Source organism: Mycetohabitans sp. B46, assembly GCF_037389205.1.
Taxonomy (GTDB): Bacteria; Pseudomonadota; Gammaproteobacteria; order Burkholderiales; family Burkholderiaceae; genus Mycetohabitans.
In genome coordinates this window covers 1-18,295 of record NZ_JADBGL010000018.1, presented here as the reverse complement: position 1 = coordinate 18,295, position 18,295 = coordinate 1, and the positions used below count along the sequence as shown (strand labels likewise).

The 18,295-nt window shown below is 63.1% G+C and carries 16 protein-coding genes, 3 pseudogenes and 1 riboswitch; of the genes and pseudogenes, 8 read left to right on the top strand and 11 right to left on the bottom strand.

Annotation, left to right across the window (positions count from 1 at the left end):
- Nucleotides 1-87 precede the first annotated feature (87 nt).
- From IHE30_RS14500 to IHE30_RS14475, 6 genes and pseudogenes are all read right to left on the bottom strand, one after another.
- Nucleotides 88-1,731, bottom strand: coding sequence for an ABC transporter substrate-binding protein (locus IHE30_RS14500; protein WP_337691644.1), 1,644 nt, complete (start codon nt 1,729-1,731; stop codon nt 88-90).
- Between the two features lie 142 nt (nt 1,732-1,873).
- A complete protein-coding gene (gene metF / locus IHE30_RS14495; RefSeq protein WP_337691643.1) occupies nt 1,874-2,704 on the bottom strand; it encodes a methylenetetrahydrofolate reductase [NAD(P)H] in 831 nt (276 codons plus the stop codon).
- A gap of 40 nt (nt 2,705-2,744) precedes the next feature.
- Nucleotides 2,745-3,110, bottom strand: coding sequence for a phage holin family protein (locus IHE30_RS14490; RefSeq protein WP_337691642.1), 366 nt, complete (start codon nt 3,108-3,110; stop codon nt 2,745-2,747).
- A gap of 76 nt (nt 3,111-3,186) precedes the next feature.
- Entirely contained in the window at nt 3,187-4,608 is a 1,422-nt protein-coding gene (gene ahcY / locus IHE30_RS14485) for an adenosylhomocysteinase (RefSeq protein WP_337691640.1), read from the bottom strand.
- 29 nt (nt 4,609-4,637) lie between these two features.
- Nucleotides 4,638-4,752, bottom strand: a riboswitch (S-adenosyl-L-homocysteine riboswitch).
- A 32-nt stretch (nt 4,753-4,784) separates the two neighbouring features.
- Nucleotides 4,785-5,490, bottom strand: a pseudogene (locus tag IHE30_RS14480) (LrgB family protein).
- Nucleotides 5,491-5,501: 11 nt separating this feature from the next.
- Complete coding sequence (locus tag IHE30_RS14475) at nt 5,502-5,963, bottom strand: CidA/LrgA family protein (protein WP_337691638.1); 462 nt, start codon at nt 5,961-5,963, stop codon at nt 5,502-5,504.
- A gap of 140 nt (nt 5,964-6,103) precedes the next feature.
- On the opposite strand from IHE30_RS14475, the gene IHE30_RS14470 reads away from it, so the two are divergent.
- A complete protein-coding gene (locus IHE30_RS14470) occupies nt 6,104-7,021 on the top strand; it encodes a LysR family transcriptional regulator (protein WP_337691637.1) in 918 nt (305 codons plus the stop codon).
- Nucleotides 7,022-7,179: 158 nt separating this feature from the next.
- Here IHE30_RS14470 and IHE30_RS14465 read toward each other — a convergent pair whose 3' ends face one another.
- The 4 genes and pseudogenes from IHE30_RS14465 to IHE30_RS14450 all read right to left on the bottom strand — a co-directional run bounded on the left by IHE30_RS14465 (nt 7,180) and on the right by IHE30_RS14450 (nt 10,014).
- A complete protein-coding gene (locus tag IHE30_RS14465) occupies nt 7,180-7,869 on the bottom strand; it encodes a PepSY-associated TM helix domain-containing protein (RefSeq protein ID WP_337691686.1) in 690 nt (229 codons plus the stop codon).
- Nucleotides 7,870-7,950: 81 nt separating this feature from the next.
- A pseudogene (locus IHE30_RS14460) lies at nt 7,951-8,343 on the bottom strand (hypothetical protein); the annotation flags it as partial.
- Nucleotides 8,344-8,544: 201 nt separating this feature from the next.
- The gene (locus IHE30_RS14455; protein WP_337691636.1) at nt 8,545-9,585 is read right to left on the bottom strand and encodes a serine/threonine protein kinase; all 1,041 of its coding nucleotides are present in this window, start codon (nt 9,583-9,585) and stop codon (nt 8,545-8,547) included.
- A gap of 216 nt (nt 9,586-9,801) precedes the next feature.
- On the bottom strand, nt 9,802-10,014 hold the full coding sequence (locus IHE30_RS14450; RefSeq protein ID WP_337691634.1) for a hypothetical protein: 213 nt from the start codon (nt 10,012-10,014) through the stop codon (nt 9,802-9,804).
- 357 nt (nt 10,015-10,371) lie between these two features.
- On the opposite strand from IHE30_RS14450, the gene IHE30_RS14445 reads away from it, so the two are divergent.
- Nucleotides 10,372-11,778, top strand: a complete 1,407-nt coding sequence (locus IHE30_RS14445; RefSeq protein ID WP_337691632.1) for an amino acid permease — start codon at nt 10,372-10,374, stop codon at nt 11,776-11,778.
- Nucleotides 11,779-11,928: 150 nt separating this feature from the next.
- Nucleotides 11,929-12,696: a BPSS1780 family membrane protein gene (locus IHE30_RS14440; RefSeq protein WP_337691631.1), complete on the top strand. Its 768-nt coding sequence runs from the start codon at nt 11,929-11,931 to the stop codon at nt 12,694-12,696.
- Nucleotides 12,697-12,821: 125 nt separating this feature from the next.
- Here IHE30_RS14440 and metK read toward each other — a convergent pair whose 3' ends face one another.
- Complete coding sequence (gene metK / locus IHE30_RS14435) at nt 12,822-14,009, bottom strand: methionine adenosyltransferase (RefSeq protein WP_337691630.1); 1,188 nt, start codon at nt 14,007-14,009, stop codon at nt 12,822-12,824.
- 252 nt (nt 14,010-14,261) lie between these two features.
- Here metK and IHE30_RS14430 point away from each other — a divergent pair, with 252 nt between their 5' ends.
- The 5 genes and pseudogenes from IHE30_RS14430 to IHE30_RS14410 form a co-directional block, all read left to right on the top strand.
- Entirely contained in the window at nt 14,262-15,146 is an 885-nt protein-coding gene (locus tag IHE30_RS14430) for a lipid A biosynthesis lauroyl acyltransferase (protein ID WP_337691628.1), read from the top strand.
- A gap of 22 nt (nt 15,147-15,168) precedes the next feature.
- Complete coding sequence (gene dapF, locus IHE30_RS14425) at nt 15,169-16,047, top strand: diaminopimelate epimerase (RefSeq protein WP_337691626.1); 879 nt, start codon at nt 15,169-15,171, stop codon at nt 16,045-16,047.
- 139 nt (nt 16,048-16,186) lie between these two features.
- On the top strand, nt 16,187-16,990 hold the full coding sequence (locus tag IHE30_RS14420) for a DUF484 family protein (RefSeq protein ID WP_337691624.1): 804 nt from the start codon (nt 16,187-16,189) through the stop codon (nt 16,988-16,990).
- A gap of 28 nt (nt 16,991-17,018) precedes the next feature.
- On the top strand, nt 17,019-17,957 hold the full coding sequence (gene xerC / locus IHE30_RS14415) for a tyrosine recombinase XerC (RefSeq protein WP_337691622.1): 939 nt from the start codon (nt 17,019-17,021) through the stop codon (nt 17,955-17,957).
- Nucleotides 17,958-18,028: 71 nt separating this feature from the next.
- Nucleotides 18,029-18,295, top strand: a pseudogene (locus IHE30_RS14410) (23S rRNA (cytosine(1962)-C(5))-methyltransferase RlmI); the annotation flags it as partial.

The following is an 18,295-nucleotide window of genomic DNA, read 5'->3' as shown; positions in this document are numbered from 1 at the left end:
CGGGCTCACGCCCGGGCCGCCGCAGTCCGTGCTCAACGCTTAAGCGGCGTAGGGCCGCCAGCGTAACGCAGGACGATGTCGAAACGCTTACTTCAGGCTCACACCGTCAAAGCGGGTGTAACCCAGCGGGTCGATCTTGAAATCGACGACGCTCTTCGCAATCGGCTGGTACGTCGTCGAATGCGCGAGTGGCGAGAACGGCAGCTCTTTGGCGAAGATCTTCTGCGCCTCGATGTACAGCTTCGTGCGCTGCGCCTGCTCGGTGGTCTCGCGGCCCTTGACGACCCGATCATCGAAGGGCTTGTAGCACCATCTGTCAAAGTTGTTGCCATTGACCGCGTCACAGCCGAGCAGCGTGCCGAGCCAGTTGTCGGGATCGCCATTGTCGCCGGTCCAGCCAATCAGCATCGCGTCGTGCTCGCCCGCATGGGCGCGCTTGATGTACTCGCCCCATTCATACGTGACAATCTTCGCCTTCACGCCCACCTTGGCCCAGTCGGCCTGAATCATCTCGGCCATCAGCTTGCCATTCGGGTTGTACGAGCGTTGCACCGGCATGGCCCACAACGTAACCTCAGTGCCTTCCCTGACGCCCGCCTTGCGCAACAACGCCTTGGCTTGCTGCGGATCATACGGCAACGCCTGGATCGATGCGTCGTACGACCATTGCGTCGGCGGCATCGGGTTGGTCGCGAGCTGGCCCGCGCCCTGGTACACCGACTCGATGATGGCTTGCTTGTTGATCGCCATGTCCAGCGCGCGGCGCACTTGCGCGTTGTCAAACGGCTTGTGCTCGACGTTGTACGCCAGATAGCCGAGGTTGAAGCCCGGCTTGGACGGCAATTGCACGTTCGGGTCACGCTTGAGCGAGTCGATGTCGGCCGGCCGCGGATAGACCGTGATCTGGCATTCGCCGCGCTTAAGCTTCTGAATCCGCACACCCGGATCGACGGTGATCGAAAAGATCAGCTTGCCGACCTTCACCGCGCCCGGCTTCCAATAATCGGGATTGCCGTCGAAGCGGATCGTCGCATCCTTCGTGTAGCGCTTGAAAATAAACGGTCCGGTGCCAATCGGCTTCTGGTTCAAGTCCGGCGCGCGATTGGCCTTGAGCAACGCATCCGCGTATTCAGCCGACTGGATTGATGCAAACTCCATCGCCAGATTCTGCAGAAACGGCGCGTTGACCTCCTTCAGCGTGAACCGCACGGTGTACGGATCGATCTTTTCGAGCTTTGCGATTAGCTTGTCCAGCCCCAGGTCAGTGAAGTATGGGAACTGGACCCTGTACGCTTTGTTGAACGGCAGAGTCGGGTCGAGCATCCGATGGAACGTGAACAGCACGTCATCGGCATTGAAATCACGCGTCGGCTTGAAGATGTCATTCGAGTGAAACTTTACGCCACGACGCAAATGGAAGGTGTATCGCAGACCATCCGGCGACACCTCCCACTTTTCGGCCAGGCCAGGCTCGATTCTCGTGCCACCCCGCTCGAACTCGACCAGACGATTGAAGACGGTAAACGTGTTGGCGGTGAAGTCGGTGCCGGTGGTGTACTGCGCCGGATCGAAGCCCGCGGGGCTGCCCTCGGAGCAATAGACTAATGTCTTGTTGGGCAGCGACGCGGCTTGCGCGAGTCCGGCGCCGCCCAGTGCCAGCGCGGTCACCACGGCGAGCACGGCATTGTAGGCCGCGCGGCAGGTTTCGGATAACGGACGGTTATGTGGCATGCTTGCTCCGAATTGTCGTCCCGGGATCTCCGGTGTAGGCGCGAGTGTACTGGATTTCGCCAAACCGGCAAGATGGAAAAAAAACGTACGTTCGACACATTCCCAACGGCCGACGCGCGCCACGCCGTCATTGCGATGACGCTCAGGCGCGTAGACGCTCGCAAATTGCCTTGCTGGCCGCCGCGCCGTTCAGCGTGTAGAAATGCAATCCCGGCGCGCCGTTCACGACCAGCCGCTCGCACATCGCGGTCACGACATCCAGCCCAAATGCCCGAATGGCCTCACGGTCGTCACCAAAGCTCTCCAGTCGCCACGCAATCCACTTCGGGACCTCTGCGCCGCACATTTCGGAAAACCGCATCAGTTGCGCATAGTTTGTGATCGGCATGATGCCGGGCACGATCGGCACGTCGACACCGAGCTTGCGCACGTCGTCGACGAAGCGGAAATAGGCGTCCGCATTATAGAAGTACTGGGTAATCGCCGAGTTTGCGCCCGCCTTCACCTTGCGTGCAAAATTTTCCAGATCCGCGCGCGGCGACCTTGCCTGCGGATGGTATTCGGGATACGCGGCCACTTCGATATGAAACCAGTCGCCGTGCTCAGCGCGCACGAACGCAACCAGGTCGCACGCATAGCGCAACTCGCCGACCTCTCCCATGCCGGAGGGTAGGTCGCCACGCAACGCGACGATGTGCCGGATGCCGTGCGCGCGGTACAGTGCCAGAATGCCGCGTAAGCTCTCCTTCGACGCACCGATGCACGACAGGTGCGGCGCGGCCTCGAAGCCCTCACCCGCCATTTCGAGCACGGTATCGAGCGTGCCCTGCTGCGTCGAGCCGCCGGCGCCAAACGTCACCGACATGAACTTTGGCTTGAATGGCGCCAGCTGCGCACGCGTTGCGCGCAATTTGTCGATCCCTTCCGCCGTCTTCGGCGGAAAAAACTCAAACGAGATTTCGGGCAGGGACATAGAAGTATTGGAAAGAGAGACGTGCCGCCACCGGCGTGCGTCAGTACCAGCGCTCGACGGTAAAGCGATGGCCAAGGATCAGCGCGCTCAGCAGATACGACACGATGCTGTACAGGATCGAGCCAAAAAACGCCGACCAAAAGCCGGAGACCTCGAACCCCTTGAGCAGCGTCGCACCCAACCAGAAGCACAGCGCATTGACCACCAGGATGAACAATCCCAGCGTGAGCACCGTCAGCGGCAGCGTGAATAGGATCAGGACCGGCCGGATAATCGCGTTGATTAACCCGAGCACGAGCGCGACGATCAACGCGGTGCCGAAGCTCTTGATTTGAATCGACGGCACAATATACGTGATGATCAGCAGCGCAAGCGCATTGATCAACCAGGTCAGCAATACAGTCATCGCGGGCTCCCTGTGATGCGGCCGGTGCGCGCCGGGGCACGTTGTCGATCGTGCCCCGGCGCGCGTGCAGCCGCGGTTAGTAACGGTAATGGTCCGGCTTGAACGGACCGTACTTGTCCACGCCAATATACCGTGCCTGCGCGTCGCTTAGCTCGGTCAGTGTTGCGCCGATGCGCGCCAGATGCAGCCGCGCGACCTTTTCATCTAGGTGCTTAGGCAGCACGTAGACCTTGTTCTGATACTGGTCGCCACGCGAAAACAACTCGATCTGCGCGAGCGTCTGGTTCGTAAACGAATTGGACATCACAAACGATGGGTGGCCGGTCGCGCACCCCAGGTTCACGAGCCGCCCCTCGGCCAGCAGAATCACCCGCTTACCATCCGGGAAGATGATGTGGTCCACTTGCGGCTTGATGTTCTCCCACTGGTACTGGCGCGTGGACGCCACGTCAATTTCGGAATCGAAGTGGCCGATATTGCAGACGATCGCGTTGTGGCGCATTGCCTTCATGTGGTCGTGGTTGATCACATGATAGTTGCCGGTAGCCGTCACGAAGATGTCGGCCTTGTCCGCCGCGTACTCCATTGTGACGACGCGATAGCCTTCCATGGCCGCCTGCAACGCGCAGATTGGATCGATCTCGGTCACCCACACGGTCGCGCCGAGCCCGCGCAGCGATTGTGCGCAACCCTTGCCGACATCACCGTAGCCGGCCACCACGGCAATCTTGCCGGCGATCATCACGTCCGTGGCGCGCTTGATGCCGTCCACCAGCGATTCGCGGCAACCGTACAGGTTGTCGAACTTGGACTTGGTCACCGAATCGTTCACGTTGATGGCCGGAAACGGCAGTCGGCCCTCACGCTCCATCTGGTACAACCGATGCACGCCGGTCGTAGTTTCCTCGGTCACACCGCGAATGTGCGCGAGGCGCGTCGAGTACCAGCTCGGGTCCACATCAAGGCGGCGGGCAATCGCGTTGTACAACGCAACCTCTTCCTCGTTGAGCGGCTTGGAGATCACCGAGCGGTCCTGCTCGGCCTTCGCGCCGAGGATCAGCAGCAGCGTAGCGTCGCCGCCGTCATCGAGGATCATGTTGGCGAACTGGCCGTTCGGCCATTCGAAGATCCGGTGCGCGAACGCCCAGTATTCGTCGAGCGATTCGCCCTTGTACGCGAACACCGGCGTGCCGGTTTCGGCGATCGCCGCCGCTGCGTGGTCCTGCGTCGAGAAGACGTTGCACGAGGCCCAGCGCACGTCGGCGCCCAACGCTTTCAACGTCTCAATCAGCACGCCGGTCTGGATCGTCATGTGCAGCGAGCCGGCGATGCGAGCACCCTTGAGCGGCTGCTCGGCCCGATACTCATCGCGCATCTGCACCAAGCCCGGCATTTCGGTCTCGGCAATGTTCAGTTCCTTACGGCCCCACGCGGCGAGCGACGGGTCGGCGATAACACAATCCTGGGATAGGCTTTTTTCGTAGACTACGGCGTTCATCACGCCTCCTTTTCTGTCAAAAGAAATAAAAGACGTGAGCGCCGTTGTAGCAGCGACCGCATGCGTTGAACGCGCAAGACGGAACCGCCGATCGAAGCGTTTCGAGCCTGGCGGCCGTCAGCCGTCGCAACGCTCCTCGAAACGAACCGTGATTGTAGCAAAACGATGGATATCGCTCAATTGAGCCAGACGGCAAGCAGCGGGGCCAGCAGCACCATCACTACACCACAGATCATCATCGTCAGGCTAGCGACGACACCCTCCTGGCTGCCCAGCTCGCGCGCCTTGGCGGCTCCAGCCCCATGCGCCGCTGCGCCGAGCAGCGCGCCGCGCGCCAACCGGCTTCTGAGCGGCAGGATTGCCAGCACCAGTTCGCCGACCAGCATGCCGACCACGCCCGTCGCGATCACGAACAACGCGGTCAGATCGCGCGGCGCATGCAGCCGGTCGGACACCGCCAACGCGAACGGCGTGGACACCGAGCGCGTGAGCAGGCTGTGCTGCAGGTCGGCGGACAAATCCAACCACCGCGCCAACGCGAGCGAGCCGGCGGCACCGGACAGCACGCCCACGGCCACACCGACCGACAACGACAGCCAATGGCGCCGGATCAACTGTCGGTATTCATAGATCCGTGGCCGGGCCTAGCAGCCACATCAGCCAGCGAGTATCGCGGAAATAAACCGGGTACGGAATGCGCGCGAGCCACACAATCGCACCGAGCGCAACCGGCACGACAAGTAACGGCGTCAGCCAAGGCCAACGAAAACGGGCATAAAGCGCCTTCGAGCCGATGTAGAGCACAATGGTCAGCGCGAAGCACGCCGCCGCGATCCACGACGCGGCACGCTCCGATGCAATCAGCGCGGGCAACGATGACATGATGCTCCCCACTACACGGCATGCACGCGTGCGCGTCGCAACGCAAGACGCCGCTCGAACTTCGCGGTCTGCTCGACTGCGACCGCAACCGCCACCATCGCCAAGAGCGTGCCACCCACGACCACCAGCGCGAGGCGCCAACCTTGCGCCTTAAGTACGTCACCGTACTGGACGGCGGCAACCGCGGCCGGAATGAAGAACAACAGCATCTCGGACAGCAGCCAGTGCGCGCCGGCCTTGACCCAGCGTGGTGCCACGCGGCCGGAGAACAGTAGGACGAGCAACAGGCCAAGCCCCAGCACGCCGCCGTTCACCGGCAAGCGCATCCTCTGTGCCAACGCATCGGCCGCTAACCACAGTAGCGCCAGCAGCGTGCTTTGTGCCGCTACGATTGCGCCTCTTTTGAGTGCACCCGCCACCCGGCCCGCCGGCGGTACGACAGGTTTGGCGTATGAGCAATGGACGTTCATCATGCACTCCGTGGATTCGAGGGGGCCGCCCGTCGCGCGACGGCAACGGCCTACCATTCATGAAAAATCAGTATAGGTTGCGCTGAACCATAAATATAATGAATTACTATCATAATTTCGATTCCCAAACGGAATAACAACCCATGGAATTGCGCGCGCTGAAGTACTTTGTTGAGGTCGTCCGACAACAGAGCTTCACGGCGGCGGCGGAGCGGATGTGCGTCACGCAGCCCACGATCAGCAAAATGGTCAAGGCGCTCGAGGACGAGATCGGCTCACCGCTGCTGCTACGCGACGGCCGTCAAATGGTGCTCACCGACGCCGGCCGGATCGTGTACCAGCGCGGCCAGGATGTGCTGAGCGCGCACGCGCAATTGCAAGCCGAGTTGGACGATTTGGGCACGCTGGGCCGTGGCCAACTCACGCTGGGCATCCCGCCAATGGGCGGCGCGTTGTTTACCCGCGTAATCGCCGTGTTCCGGCAGCGCTACCCGGGCATCGACCTAAAGTTGTTCGAACAGGGCTCGCGCGCGATCGAGACCGCGCTGCTGGCTGGGGAGCTGGAATTGGGTGCGTTGCTGCAGCCGGTGAACACCGATGTGTTCGACGTACTGCCGGTCAGCCGCCACCCGCTATGGTTGATTGCCCCGCAATCGTCGCGCTGGCGCGACGCCGCGCGGGTCGAACTAACCGAGCTGTCCCATGAGCCCTTCGTGCTCTACGGCGAAAGCCTGGCGCTGAACAATATCGTGCTGGAGGCGTGCCGCAGGGCCGGGTTTTCGCCCGCTATCGCAGGGCGTAGCGGGCACTGGGACTTCATCACCGCACTGGTGGCCGCTGGCGTGGGCGTTGCACTGCTGCCCCGCCCGTACTGCGAGCGGCTGGATCCGGCGCGCTTCGCGCGGGTGCCCGTTGAACCAGAGATCCCTTGGGACATGGCGCTGAGTTGGCGTCGCAAGGGCTACCTGTCGCATGCGGCGCGCGCGTGGCTCGCCGTTGCGCGAGAGCTACTGCCCAACCAGGACGGCGCCGATTTCACCGGGCCACCGGCCGACATCTGACGCTTTGCCGCATTAAGCCGCATCGAAATAGCCAACCTGACACGGCTCGATTGCGTGATCGGCAGCGCGACACTGCTGCGTGTTGCGCACGATGCTGTTCGAGCATCGCAACGCGGTCGCCGACGCCGTGATGCAACGCACGGTCTGCGCCGCCGTGGTCATACCCTACCGCATACCACCATCGCGACCAGCGACACGGCGAAGATCGCGACGCCGATCGTCTTGCGCCGGTTTAGCTCGGTCCACAGCAATACGCCGGTCAACGACAGCAGCACCAGGCTGCCGGCGATTGTATCGACGAGCAAGATCCAACCGATACCCATGCCGCCACCACGGTGCATGTTGTTCAACATGGCGAGCAACGTCCCCTCGGTGCGCTTGACCGACACCGTTGAATTGCCGGCCCAGTATTCGATCATGATCGACGTCCTCGGACCGGTCAGCATCACGCTCCAGTGCTCCGGCTGCATCACGCTGCGATCGCCCCACGCGACCTTGTGTGCCGGCTCGCGCTGCGTGCGTCCGATACGGCCATCAAAGCGCAGTTCACGGCCGACCCACGCGGCAAGGGCTGGCGGCGAATCCGGAGCGGGATCGGGCAACGGCAGCCGCATTTGCGACACTTGCGGCTCACCCGGCGAGATTTTCATCGGCCCGCCGCGGTGATTCAGTAGGAAGCCGGTCACGCCGAACATCAATCCTAGCACCGCTCCCCACAGGCCGATCCAGCCATGCACGTTGCGCAGCCATTTGAGGAGCGTCGAGCGGCGCGAGCGAGACTTGGCTGACGCCGCGCGCGACGCGGATCCGCCGTTCGCCGTCGCCGGCAAGCCCACGCGCACCCGCACCGCCGGCTGCGTAGCGGCGTCGGCAGACGCGACCACGTCGTTCAACGGGCAATGTGTCACGTCTCACCCCACATGCGCAGAAGTCTGGTTGCGCAGCTTCAGTCCATCACTGAACCGGTGTTCGATGCGCGCCGACAACGTCTGCACGTCCTGCACCGTGCGATCGCCGGTGTAGCCATAAAAGCGCTCGCGGCCCACCGGCGCGGGGCGTCCATTGACCGCCGGCACGCCATAGTCCGGCATGTCGCAGTTGTGCTGGATCAGCGCCGACAGGGTGATCTCGGTTGGTGTGCCGATACCTAGTCGCGCGTCTTGTGAATGGGAATCGGGCGGCGCGGACTGCGCAAGTGCCGGCATCGGCACGGTAAAAGCAGCCACCAGCGCCGTGGCGAGCGGCGTCATCTTCGTCATTGTCGGTATGTCCTGCGGAAAGGCGACGCTCGCGCCCTCGCGCTCGCATGGCGTCGCCCGCACGGCAAAACGCCCTGCGGCATGTCTTGATTGTCGGCTGGCTCACGCCGCCCCCTTACCGTTGTCACGGCACAGGGAGCGCGGTTAGCTGGCGGCTCGTGTTCGCGTATCCCGCATCACGCTGGAATGCGAATCGTTATCATTACATGCATCGCGTCTTTTTTCAACTGATGGATGGCGGACACTCGATATCGGCAGCCCACCTCACACAGGCCATAGCGGCGGCTCCTGTAACGCACCGACCTGCTCGCGCAATTCTAGGATACGGTCCTCCCAGTACCGGTGCGTGTTGAACCACGGAAAGGCGGCAGGAAACGCCGGATCGTCCCACCGACGCGCAAGCCATGCCGCATAGTGGATCAAGCGCAACGTACGGAACGCTTCGATTAAGTGAAGCTCGCGTGAATCGAACTCGCAAAAGTCCTCGTAGCCCGCCAACATGTGACCCAGCGCACGGCTCGCCTGCGCACGCTCGCCCGGCAGCAGCAACCAGAGGTCTTGGATCGCCGGTGCCATCCGACTGTCATCGAAGTCGACGAAATGGGGGCCAGCATCGGTCCACAGCACGTTGCCTTGATGGCAGTCGCCGTGCACACGCAACGCTCGTACATCGCCGGCGCGCTCGAACGAGGCTTGCACCGCGTCCAGCGCCAGTTGGCTGATCGTCTCGTAGGCCTGTCGCAACTCGACCGGCACGAAGCCGCTGGCGAGCAGGTACGCAAGCGGCTCACGGCCGAACGTGTCGATATCCAGCGGCCCGCGGACGACGTAGTCGCGCTGTCGGCCGATCGCGTGGATGCGGCCGATGAAGCGCCCCAGCCACTGCAGCGTAGCGCTGTCCTCCAATTCCGGTGCCCGGCCGCCACGCCGCTCGAACAATGCGAAGCGAAAACCGTCGATCTCATGCAGCGTATGGCCGTCGAGCATGATCGCCGGCACGGCCGGGATCTCATGCTCGGCCAGCTGTGCGACGAACGCGTGCTCCTCCAGGATCGCCTCATCGCTCCAACGCCCGGGCCGGTAGAACTTCGCCACCAACGGCGCGGTGTCTTCGATGCCGACTTGATAGACGCGGTTTTCGTAACTGTTCAGCGCAAGCAACCGTCCGTCGGTGCGACGGCCGCCGCGCGCCAGCACAGCATCGAGGGCATCAAGCACGCGCTCGGGCGTTAGGTCCGTGTAGGGAGCCAGGGCACCGGCATCGGCGCGCGGCGGATGGTTGAAGTTGTGATCATTGGGTTCCATCCTGCCATTGTGCCTGAGCGGTGCGCGGCCCGAGCATCGCCGCACGCGCACGGGGACAAGATGCAGTCCTGCCCGTGACAGTATCCGCAGCAGCCCTTTGCCAGCACCCGTGCCAGCGCGCGAGGCGGACCCTTCGCCAGCGTCCCCGTTGTCAACGCCCGCGGCAGATCACCGCCTGCTCCGTGCCAACGCCCGCGACAGCGCATCAAGGTCACATTAGTGCAGCGGCGCGCCCGCCGGACGCACCACCTCGCCGGTTTCAATCAAATCCGCCAAGAAGAACGGCTCGGTGTTAAGCGGCTTGGATTGCCCCGGCTCACCCTCGAACCACGTCACCATCGCCATGTCGCCCAGGATGCGCAATACGATGCCGCGCGCATCGTGCGGCACCGCAATATGGCTGGAGCGCACAATTGAACCCACCTTCATCATTTTCCCCTTCTGATATTCGCCCGTCCGACAGGCATTATGTCGGCAATGTGCGTCCTACCCAGCCCGAAATGAAGGCATAGAACAGTTCAATTGCGACTGATCCGCCATATGTATGCGACGATACGCGTCGCGGCGACCCGCCATCGTCCCTGGTCCCACCGGCGCCTGCTGCCATTGTGCCGAATTTGACGCGCCGGGGCGCGCTGCCCGCTGGCACGCCCCGGCTGCCTCATCGCGCCACGCAACATGCGACCCATCAGCGCAATCCTGGCCCGATCGATTTCATTAGTCAGCTAGAATAGCCGATTTTACCGAACTCGGTTGCGCCGCTCCCCGGCTGCCGAATACTGCCTTATGTCATTGTTTCGAAAGAAAGATATTGGTAATATGCTGGCCCGCCGCCATGCCGACGACAGCTTGCACAGGGCACTGGGCCCACTGGATCTCACGCTTCTGGGCATCGGAGCGATCATCGGTACCGGCATCTTCGTGCTGACAGGAACCGGCGCGGTGATCGCCGGCCCCGCCCTGACGTTGTCTTTCGTCATTGCGGCGATCGCGTGCTGCTTCGCGGCGCTCGCCTACGCCGAATTCTCATCGACCATTCCGGTCGCCGGCTCGATCTACACTTATTCGTATGCGACGCTCGGCGAGCTTGCCGCTTGGATCATCGGCTGGGATCTGATGCTCGAATACGGGCTCGCGACGTCAGCGGTGTCGGTTGGGTGGTCCGGTTACCTGCAATCGTTACTGTCCGGCTTCGGCATCACGCTGCCACAAGTACTGACTGCGGCGCCCGGCACCGTGCCCGGCCACACGACGTGGTTCAACCTACCAGCGTTCCTCGTGATGATGGCCATCACATTCCTGTTATCGATCGGCGTGCGCGAATCCACTCGGATCAACAATGTAATGGTCGCGATTAAGGTAGCCGTCGTGCTGCTGGTGATTGCAGTCGGCGCGTTCCATGTCCGGCCCGCGAACTGGCACCCGTTCATGCCGATGGGCTGGTCCGGCGTGTTCGGGGCCGCCGCGGTGATGTTTTTTGCCTTCATCGGATTCGACTCAGTGTCATCCGCGGCGGAAGAGGTCAAGAACCCGAAACGCGACTTGCCGATCGGCATCATTGCGTCGCTCGCCGTCTGCGCGGCGCTCTATGTGACGGTCGCCGCCGTGGTCACCAGCATCGTGCCGTACGGTGAGTTCGCGAACGTGTCGCATCCGGTATCCTACGTGCTGCAGAAGATCGGCGCGGACTGGGTCGCGGGCTTCGTCGATCTGGGCGCGGTGCTCGGCATGCTGACGGTGATCCTGGTGATGATGTACGGTCAGACACGCATCATCTTTGCAATGTCCCGGGACGGCTTGCTACCCGCCGCGCTCTCGCGCATCCATCCGCGCTTCCAGACGCCACTGATCACCACCTGGCTGGTCGGCATCTTTTTCGGATTGATCGGCGCGCTGGTGCCGCTGGACGTATTGGCGGAATTAATTAATATTGGCACGCTCGCCGCCTTTTCGATGGTCTCTATCGCCGTGCTGATTCTACGCCGCACGCACCCGACGCTGCCGCGCGCATTCCGCTGCCCAGGCGTGCCGCTCGTGCCGATGCTCGCGGTCGCATCCTGCGTGTTCCTGATGGCCCACTTGCAGGCGATGACGTGGGTCGCATTCGTGGCATGGCTGGCACTGGGACTGGCCGTGTACTTCGGTTATTCACGGCGGTATGCGAAGCTCGCATTGAATCCCGAGCACGGATAGCGCTCGCGGCAGACCGGATTAGGCCTGCATGCACCCTGTTTCGTGTGCGCCAGCCAGGCATCCGGTTATGATGCCGACCGCATCCGGCGATACGGCGGCGCGCAGGCCGCCTGCGACGGATGCCCTACAGGATTTCGCGAGGAGGGCCCCATGGACGACGACACGCTGAACCATCCGCTCGCCCCAGGCGGCTCGGCGCCAGCCGTCGAGACGTTAAATCTAGACGGACGCACGGTCACAGCGGCAGAAGGCTTACATTGGATCACAGACGCATGGACGCTGTTCAAGCGCCGCCCGCTGCAGTGGATCGGCCTGGCCCTGTTGTACATGGTGATCGAGTGCGCACTGTCATTCGCGCCGGTGTTCAACCTGCTGTCGATGTTGGTCACGCCAATACTGCTGGGTGGGTTGATGTTCACGTGCGAGCAGTTCCGTGCCGACGGCAACGTGCGCATCGGCGGCCTGTTCGCCGGGTTCACGCGCAAGCTGGGCCCGCTGGCGTTGGTCGGCGCGCTCACGCTCGCGATCGTGATCATCGGTATCGTGGTGCTCGCGTCGATCATCGGCTTCGGCACATTGGCTCAGCTGGTCTCGTACCAGCCAGGCAATCCACCCGAATTGGGAGCATCGAGCCTCGTCGGGCTGCTGATCTATATCGCGATCGCTGCGGTAGCTGTAGCCGCTGCATGGTTCGCGCCCGCGCTGGTGATACTGCATAACGTAGCGCCCATTCGCGCGATGCGGGCAAGCTTCAACGGCGTGATGCGAAACTGGTTGGCTGGCCTTGTCTATGCACTGTTGCTGCTCGTGATGCTAGTGGTCGGTGCACTCCCGTTCCTGCTCGGCTGGCTGGTCGTCATACCTTTAATATTCCTGTCAATCTACGTCGGCTATCGGAACGTGTTCATCACGCGCTGAGCGCTGCCTGCGCCCCACATCAAGCGGGGATGAGCCCAGTCTCCAACCACAAAAAACCCCCAGCTAGGCCGGGGGTTTTTGTGGTGTGCTGTGGCTCCGGCACGTGGCGGAGCCATGCCTGTGCGTCAGGCGACGGCGGCAATCGGCTCGACGCCGGCCGCCTCGGCCAACACCATCGCCTTGTCGGTTGCTTCCCACGAGAATTCCGGCTCCTCGCGACCAAAGTGGCCATATGCGGCGGTCTTTTCGTAAATCGGCCGCAGCAGGTCCAGCATCTGAATGATGCCCTTCGGGCGCAGGTCGAAGTGCTGCTGGACGAGATCCGTAATCACTGAGTCGTGCACCCGGCCGGTCCCGAAAGTGTTGACCATCACCGACGTCGGGCGCGCGACCCCGATTGCGTACGAAACCTGGATCAAGCAGCGCGACGCAAGTCCCGCGGCGACGATGTTCTTCGCGACGTAGCGACCGGCATACGCGGCGGAACGGTCCACCTTGGACGGATCCTTGCCCGAGAACGCCCCGCCGCCGTGCGGCGCGGCCCCACCGTACGTGTCGACAATGATTTTGCGGCCGGTCAGCCCACAGTCGCCCTGAGGACCGCCGATCACGAACCGCCCGGTCGGATTGACGAGGAACTTGAGGTCGCCCTTGATCAGCTCGTTCGGCAGCACCGGCTTGATGACCTCCTCAATCACCGCCTCGCGCAACACGGACAGATCGATATCCGGCGCATGCTGCGTGGAGAGCACGATCGTGTCGATCGAATCAGGACGACCGTCAACATAGCGCACCGTCACTTGCGACTTTGCATCCGGACGCAGCCACGGAAGACGACCGTCGCGCCGCAGGTCGGCTTGCCGCTCGACGAGTCGGTGCGACAAATAGATCGGTAGCGGCATCAACTCGGGCGTTTCATCGCACGCATAACCAAACATCAAGCCCTGGTCACCCGCGCCCTGATCCAGGTTGTCGTCGTGCGCATTGTTGACGCCCTGCGCGATATCCGGCGACTGCTTGTCGTAAGCGACCAGCACCGCACAGCCGCGGTAGTCAATACCAAAATCGGAGTTGTCGTAGCCAATACGCCGGATCGTGTCGCGCGCGATTTGGATATAGTCGACGTTGGCATGCGTCGTGATTTCGCCAGCCAGCACCACCAGGCCGGTGTTGCATAACGTCTCGGCCGCCACGCGCGAATGCCGATCCTGCGTCAGGATTGCATCGAGGATCGCGTCGGAGATTTGGTCAGCCACCTTGTCCGGATGGCCTTCAGAGACAGATTCGGAAGTAAAGAGATAGTTATTCGCCACTTCGTTAGCTCCAGTGAGTGAAGACGGTCGCGTTTTCACGTTGCCGGCTTCGGATCGAAGCGGCGACGCTTTAGCGGATTACCTTGTCCGGGCGCTGCTTCGCTAGATGCCGCGCCCGCCATCGCCCCGCAAGTTGTCCCATTAACTCGGCGATGCCCGTATTATAACGACTTCTGTCATATTTCATAGAGTAGAGGCTAAATTGCCGTTTGCTTCATCCCGCCAGCCGCGGCGAACATCGCGAGATCCACGATGCTAGGCCGAGCCGGAACCCGCCTCGCCATCCTGCTGCTCAAGCTGCTCGCGCGATTGCCCTATGGTTGGATTGCCCGCTTCGGCGATGCGATGGGCTGGTTGCTGTATCGGATTCCGAACAGTCGCCGTCGCGTGGTCCACACCAACTTGAGGCTCTGCTTCCCGCAGTGGTGCGAGGCGCGGCGCGAGCAGGTCGCCGAGCAGCACTTCCGCCATGCCATTCGCAGCTACGTCGAGCGCAGCGTGCAGTGGTTCGGCTCGGCACGCAAATTAGAGAAGCTGATCCAGCTCGACAGCGCGATCGACCTGCGCGACCCGAACCTGCCGCCGACACTGTTCCTTGGCGCGCATTTTGTCGGCATTGAGGCCGGCTCGATTTTTCTAAACTACCAGTTGCGCCGGCAATGCGGCGCGCTGTACCAGCCGATATCCAATCCGCTGCTGGACAAGGTCGCAGTCGCCGCGCGTGCGCGCTTCGGCGCGGACATGGCCAGTCGTGCCGACAGTGCGCGTATCGTGTTGCGCTGGCTGCGCGAGCGCAAGCCGGTGATGCTCGGCGCGGACATGGACTACGGCATGCGTAACTCGGCGTTCGTGCCGTTCTTCGGCGTGCCGGCGTGCACACTGACCGCGGTGGGCCGGCTCGCGAAGGCAGGACGTGCCCAGTTGGCGCCGTTCATCTGCGAGGTACTGCCCAATTACAAGGGTTATCGACTCAAGATCTTCGCGCCGTGGCACGACTATCCGAGCGGCGACGACATGGCGGACGCGCGCCGCATGAATGCGTGGCTGGAGCAGGAGATTCCGCGCGTCCCGGAGCAATACTACTGGGTGCACAAGCGCTTCAAAACGCGCCCACCGGGCGAAGCGGGCTTTTACTGACGCTCGACTACAATACAGTGCCATGAAGCTCAAATTTACCAAGATGCAGGGCGCCGGCAATGACTTCGTGGTCCTGGATGGCGTGCGCAACATGATTTCGCCCACGCCCGCGCTGGTGCGCTACCTCGCCGACCGCCACTTCGGCGTCGGCGCGGACCAGTTGCTGCTGGTCGAGCGGCCCACGCTCGATGGCGTCGATTTCAAATACCGGATCTTCAACTGCGACGGCAAAGAAGTCGAGCACTGCGGCAATGGCGCGCGCTGCTTCGTGAAATTCGTGCGCGACACCGGCCTGAGCCAGGCGCGCACGATTCGCGTGCAGGTGCAGCACGGCGTGATCACGCTGAGCGTGCAGGACAACGGCGAAGTGCTCGTTGACATGGGTGCGCCGGTGCTGGCCGCGCCACACGTGCCGTTCGACGCGTCGGGACTGACACCCGCGCGCGATGGTGACGACCTGCTATGGCCGCTGGACGTGCATAGCTCGACGCAATGGATCTCGGTGATCTCGATGGGCAATCCCCACGCGGTGCAGATCGTCGATGACGCCGACGCCGCGCCGGTGCGCAAGGACGGGCCGGTCATCGAGTCGCACGCGCGCTTCCCCAATCGCGTGAACGCGGGATTCATGCAAATCGTCTCGCGGCACGACATCAAGCTACGTGTCTATGAGCGCGGCGCCGGCGAGACGCTCGCGTGCGGCTCCGGCGCTTGCGCAGCGGTCGTGGCCGGCATCCGCCGGGGGGTACTGGATTCGCCAGTGCGCGTGCGCACGCGCGGTGGCACGCTGACCATTTCGTGGGACGGCCGGCGCGACAGCGGCGCCCCGGTCATGATGGCCGGTCCGGCAACCACCGTGTTTGAAGGCGAAATCGACGTGCCCGACGACTTGCCCGCCTGAGCACAATCGCCGCCCTAGGCCGTCCAGCCGATTGACCCCGATGCGGCGCAGCCTTTACTGTGTGGTATCCGCGGTGCCGGCCCTCCCGACTGGCCTGTCCGACACGCACCGCCCTCTTGAGCTGAAGCTGAAAACAATCATGAATGATCGCGAAGTCGCCGATTACTTACTGGCCAACCCGCAGTTCTTCGACCGCCACGCCGAGCTACTTGCTTCAGTGCGGCTGTCCAATCCGCACGGCAAAGCGGCGGTGTCGCTGCAGGAGCGACAAATGGAGTTGCTGCGCGACAAGTACAAGCAGCTTGAGCGCAGGCTGGCGGAACTGCTGCGCCATGGCCAGGAGAATGACAGCCTGACCGCGAAGCTCCAGCGCTGGACACTGCGCGTGATCGCCGAACGCGATCCGCATGCGATACCCGCCACGATCACCTCGGGCCTGCGCGAGATCTTCGACGTGCCGCAGGCAGCACTGCGCGTCTGGGATGTCACGACCGCCTATGCGCAAGCGCAGTTTGCCCGCAGCGTTGGCGAGGAAGTCCGCATTTTTGCCAGCAGTCTCGTCGCGCCTTACTGCGGCGCGAACGCCGGATTCGAAGCCGCACAGTGGCTCAGCGACGCCCCCTCCCCGCAAGGGGAAGCAGCAACGGGCCTGTCGCTCGCCATCACGGCGCCGGATAAGACGAGCGGTGCCACGGCCGCGCCGTGTGCTGATGCGCAGTCAAGCAGCGCGGCCGGGAACGACACTAGAGGATCGCAGCAGACCGCGTCGATTGCGCTGGTCCCGCTGCGCGACGCGCAGCAAACCGATGCGGAAAACGTATTCGGCTTGCTGGTGCTGGGCTCGCCAGACCCGCGCCGCTTCCACGACGGCATGGCCACCGACTTCCTATCGCAGATCGGTGCGCTCGCCAGCGCCGCGCTGAGCCGGCTGCGCGCGCACTAGCGCGCAAGTTGTCACCGCAGCCTGTCCGATGTCGCCCTGCACTGACCCGATCGCGCGCTACCTAGCCAGCCTCGCCCACGAGCGCCGACTCTCGGCGCACACGCTGCGCGGCTATGCGCACGAGTTAGACATGCTGCGCCAGCTGGCTGGCACCCGCGAGCTGACGCAATTGACGCCCGTCGACGTGCGAGGCGCAGTGTCACGGGCTCATTCGGGTGGACTCTCGCCCCGCTCGATCGCACATCGTTTGTCGGTGTGGCGCAGCTTCTATCGCTGGCTCGCGCTGCATCAACCTTTGACCATGAATCCGGTTGCTGGCGTGCGCGCGCCGAAGCGGGCAAAAACGCTGCCCAAGGCGCTGTCGGTTGACGACGCTGTCACGCTGATGGAAGCGCCGTGCATTGAGACACCTGACGCGTTGCGCGACCGGGCGATGCTGGAGCTGTTTTACTCGTGCGGGCTGCGCTTGGCCGAGTTGATCGGCTTGGACATCGCCTTTATCAACACCGCGCAATATCGCTCGGCGGGCTGGATCGACCTGGGCACAGCCGACGTCACCGTGCTCGGCAAAGGGGGCAAGCGGCGCACGGTGCCGATCGGCAGCAAGGCGCTCGACGCGTTGCATCGCTGGCTTGCCGTGCGCGATCAACTGCTCAAGCACGATCCGCATCCGCTGTTCTTGTCGGCGCGCGGCATGCGCATGTCCGCCGGCGTCGTGCGCGAGCGGGTCAGGCGGGCCGCGCTCGCAGCGGGCGTTCCATCCCACGTGCATCCACACGTGCTTCGGCATTCGTTCGCGACGCATCTGCTGCAATCGAGCGGCGACTTGCGCGCAGTCCAGGAATTGCTCGGCCACGCGAGCGTCGCTGCTACGCAGGTCTATACCTCATTGGACTTCCAGCATCTTGCGCACATCTACGATCAGGCGCATCCGCGCGCGAAAAAGCGCGATCCAGGACGGCAATAGCCGTCCGGCACGCCGGTATTAGCGAATCGCCGTGCTGCCCAGACGCGCCCACCCCTATACTGACCATTGCAATGAACACTGTCACGCTGAAACCTGGCAAGGAAAAACTGCTGCTGCGCCGCCACCCTTGGATCTATGCGAACGCGATCGAGCGCGTTGACGGCCGGCCCGCATCCGGCGCAACGGTCGTGGTGCGTGCGGCCGACGGGCGGTTTCTCGCGCGTGCCGCCTACAGCCCGCACTCGGCGATTCGCCTGCGGATGTGGAGCTTCGACGAAACCGAGCCGATCGACCACGCGTTCTTCAAGCGGCGCATCCAGAACGCGCTTGCGTATCGT

Coding starts and splice junctions, on each gene's coding strand:
- IHE30_RS14500 (WP_337691644.1), bottom strand. CDS start 1,731: ATGCCACATAACCGTCCGTTATCCGAAACCTGCCGCGCGGCCTACAAT.
- metF (WP_337691643.1), bottom strand. CDS start 2,704: ATGTCCCTGCCCGAAATCTCGTTTGAGTTTTTTCCGCCGAAGACGGCG.
- IHE30_RS14490 (WP_337691642.1), bottom strand. CDS start 3,110: ATGACTGTATTGCTGACCTGGTTGATCAATGCGCTTGCGCTGCTGATC.
- ahcY (WP_337691640.1), bottom strand. CDS start 4,608: ATGAACGCCGTAGTCTACGAAAAAAGCCTATCCCAGGATTGTGTTATC.
- IHE30_RS14475 (WP_337691638.1), bottom strand. CDS start 5,963: ATGATGAACGTCCATTGCTCATACGCCAAACCTGTCGTACCGCCGGCG.
- IHE30_RS14470 (WP_337691637.1), top strand. CDS start 6,104: ATGGAATTGCGCGCGCTGAAGTACTTTGTTGAGGTCGTCCGACAACAG.
- IHE30_RS14455 (WP_337691636.1), bottom strand. CDS start 9,585: ATGGAACCCAATGATCACAACTTCAACCATCCGCCGCGCGCCGATGCC.
- IHE30_RS14450 (WP_337691634.1), bottom strand. CDS start 10,014: ATGAAGGTGGGTTCAATTGTGCGCTCCAGCCATATTGCGGTGCCGCAC.
- IHE30_RS14445 (WP_337691632.1), top strand. CDS start 10,372: ATGTCATTGTTTCGAAAGAAAGATATTGGTAATATGCTGGCCCGCCGC.
- IHE30_RS14440 (WP_337691631.1), top strand. CDS start 11,929: ATGGACGACGACACGCTGAACCATCCGCTCGCCCCAGGCGGCTCGGCG.
- IHE30_RS14430 (WP_337691628.1), top strand. CDS start 14,262: ATGCTAGGCCGAGCCGGAACCCGCCTCGCCATCCTGCTGCTCAAGCTG.
- dapF (WP_337691626.1), top strand. CDS start 15,169: ATGAAGCTCAAATTTACCAAGATGCAGGGCGCCGGCAATGACTTCGTG.
- IHE30_RS14420 (WP_337691624.1), top strand. CDS start 16,187: ATGAATGATCGCGAAGTCGCCGATTACTTACTGGCCAACCCGCAGTTC.
- xerC (WP_337691622.1), top strand. CDS start 17,019: ATGTCGCCCTGCACTGACCCGATCGCGCGCTACCTAGCCAGCCTCGCC.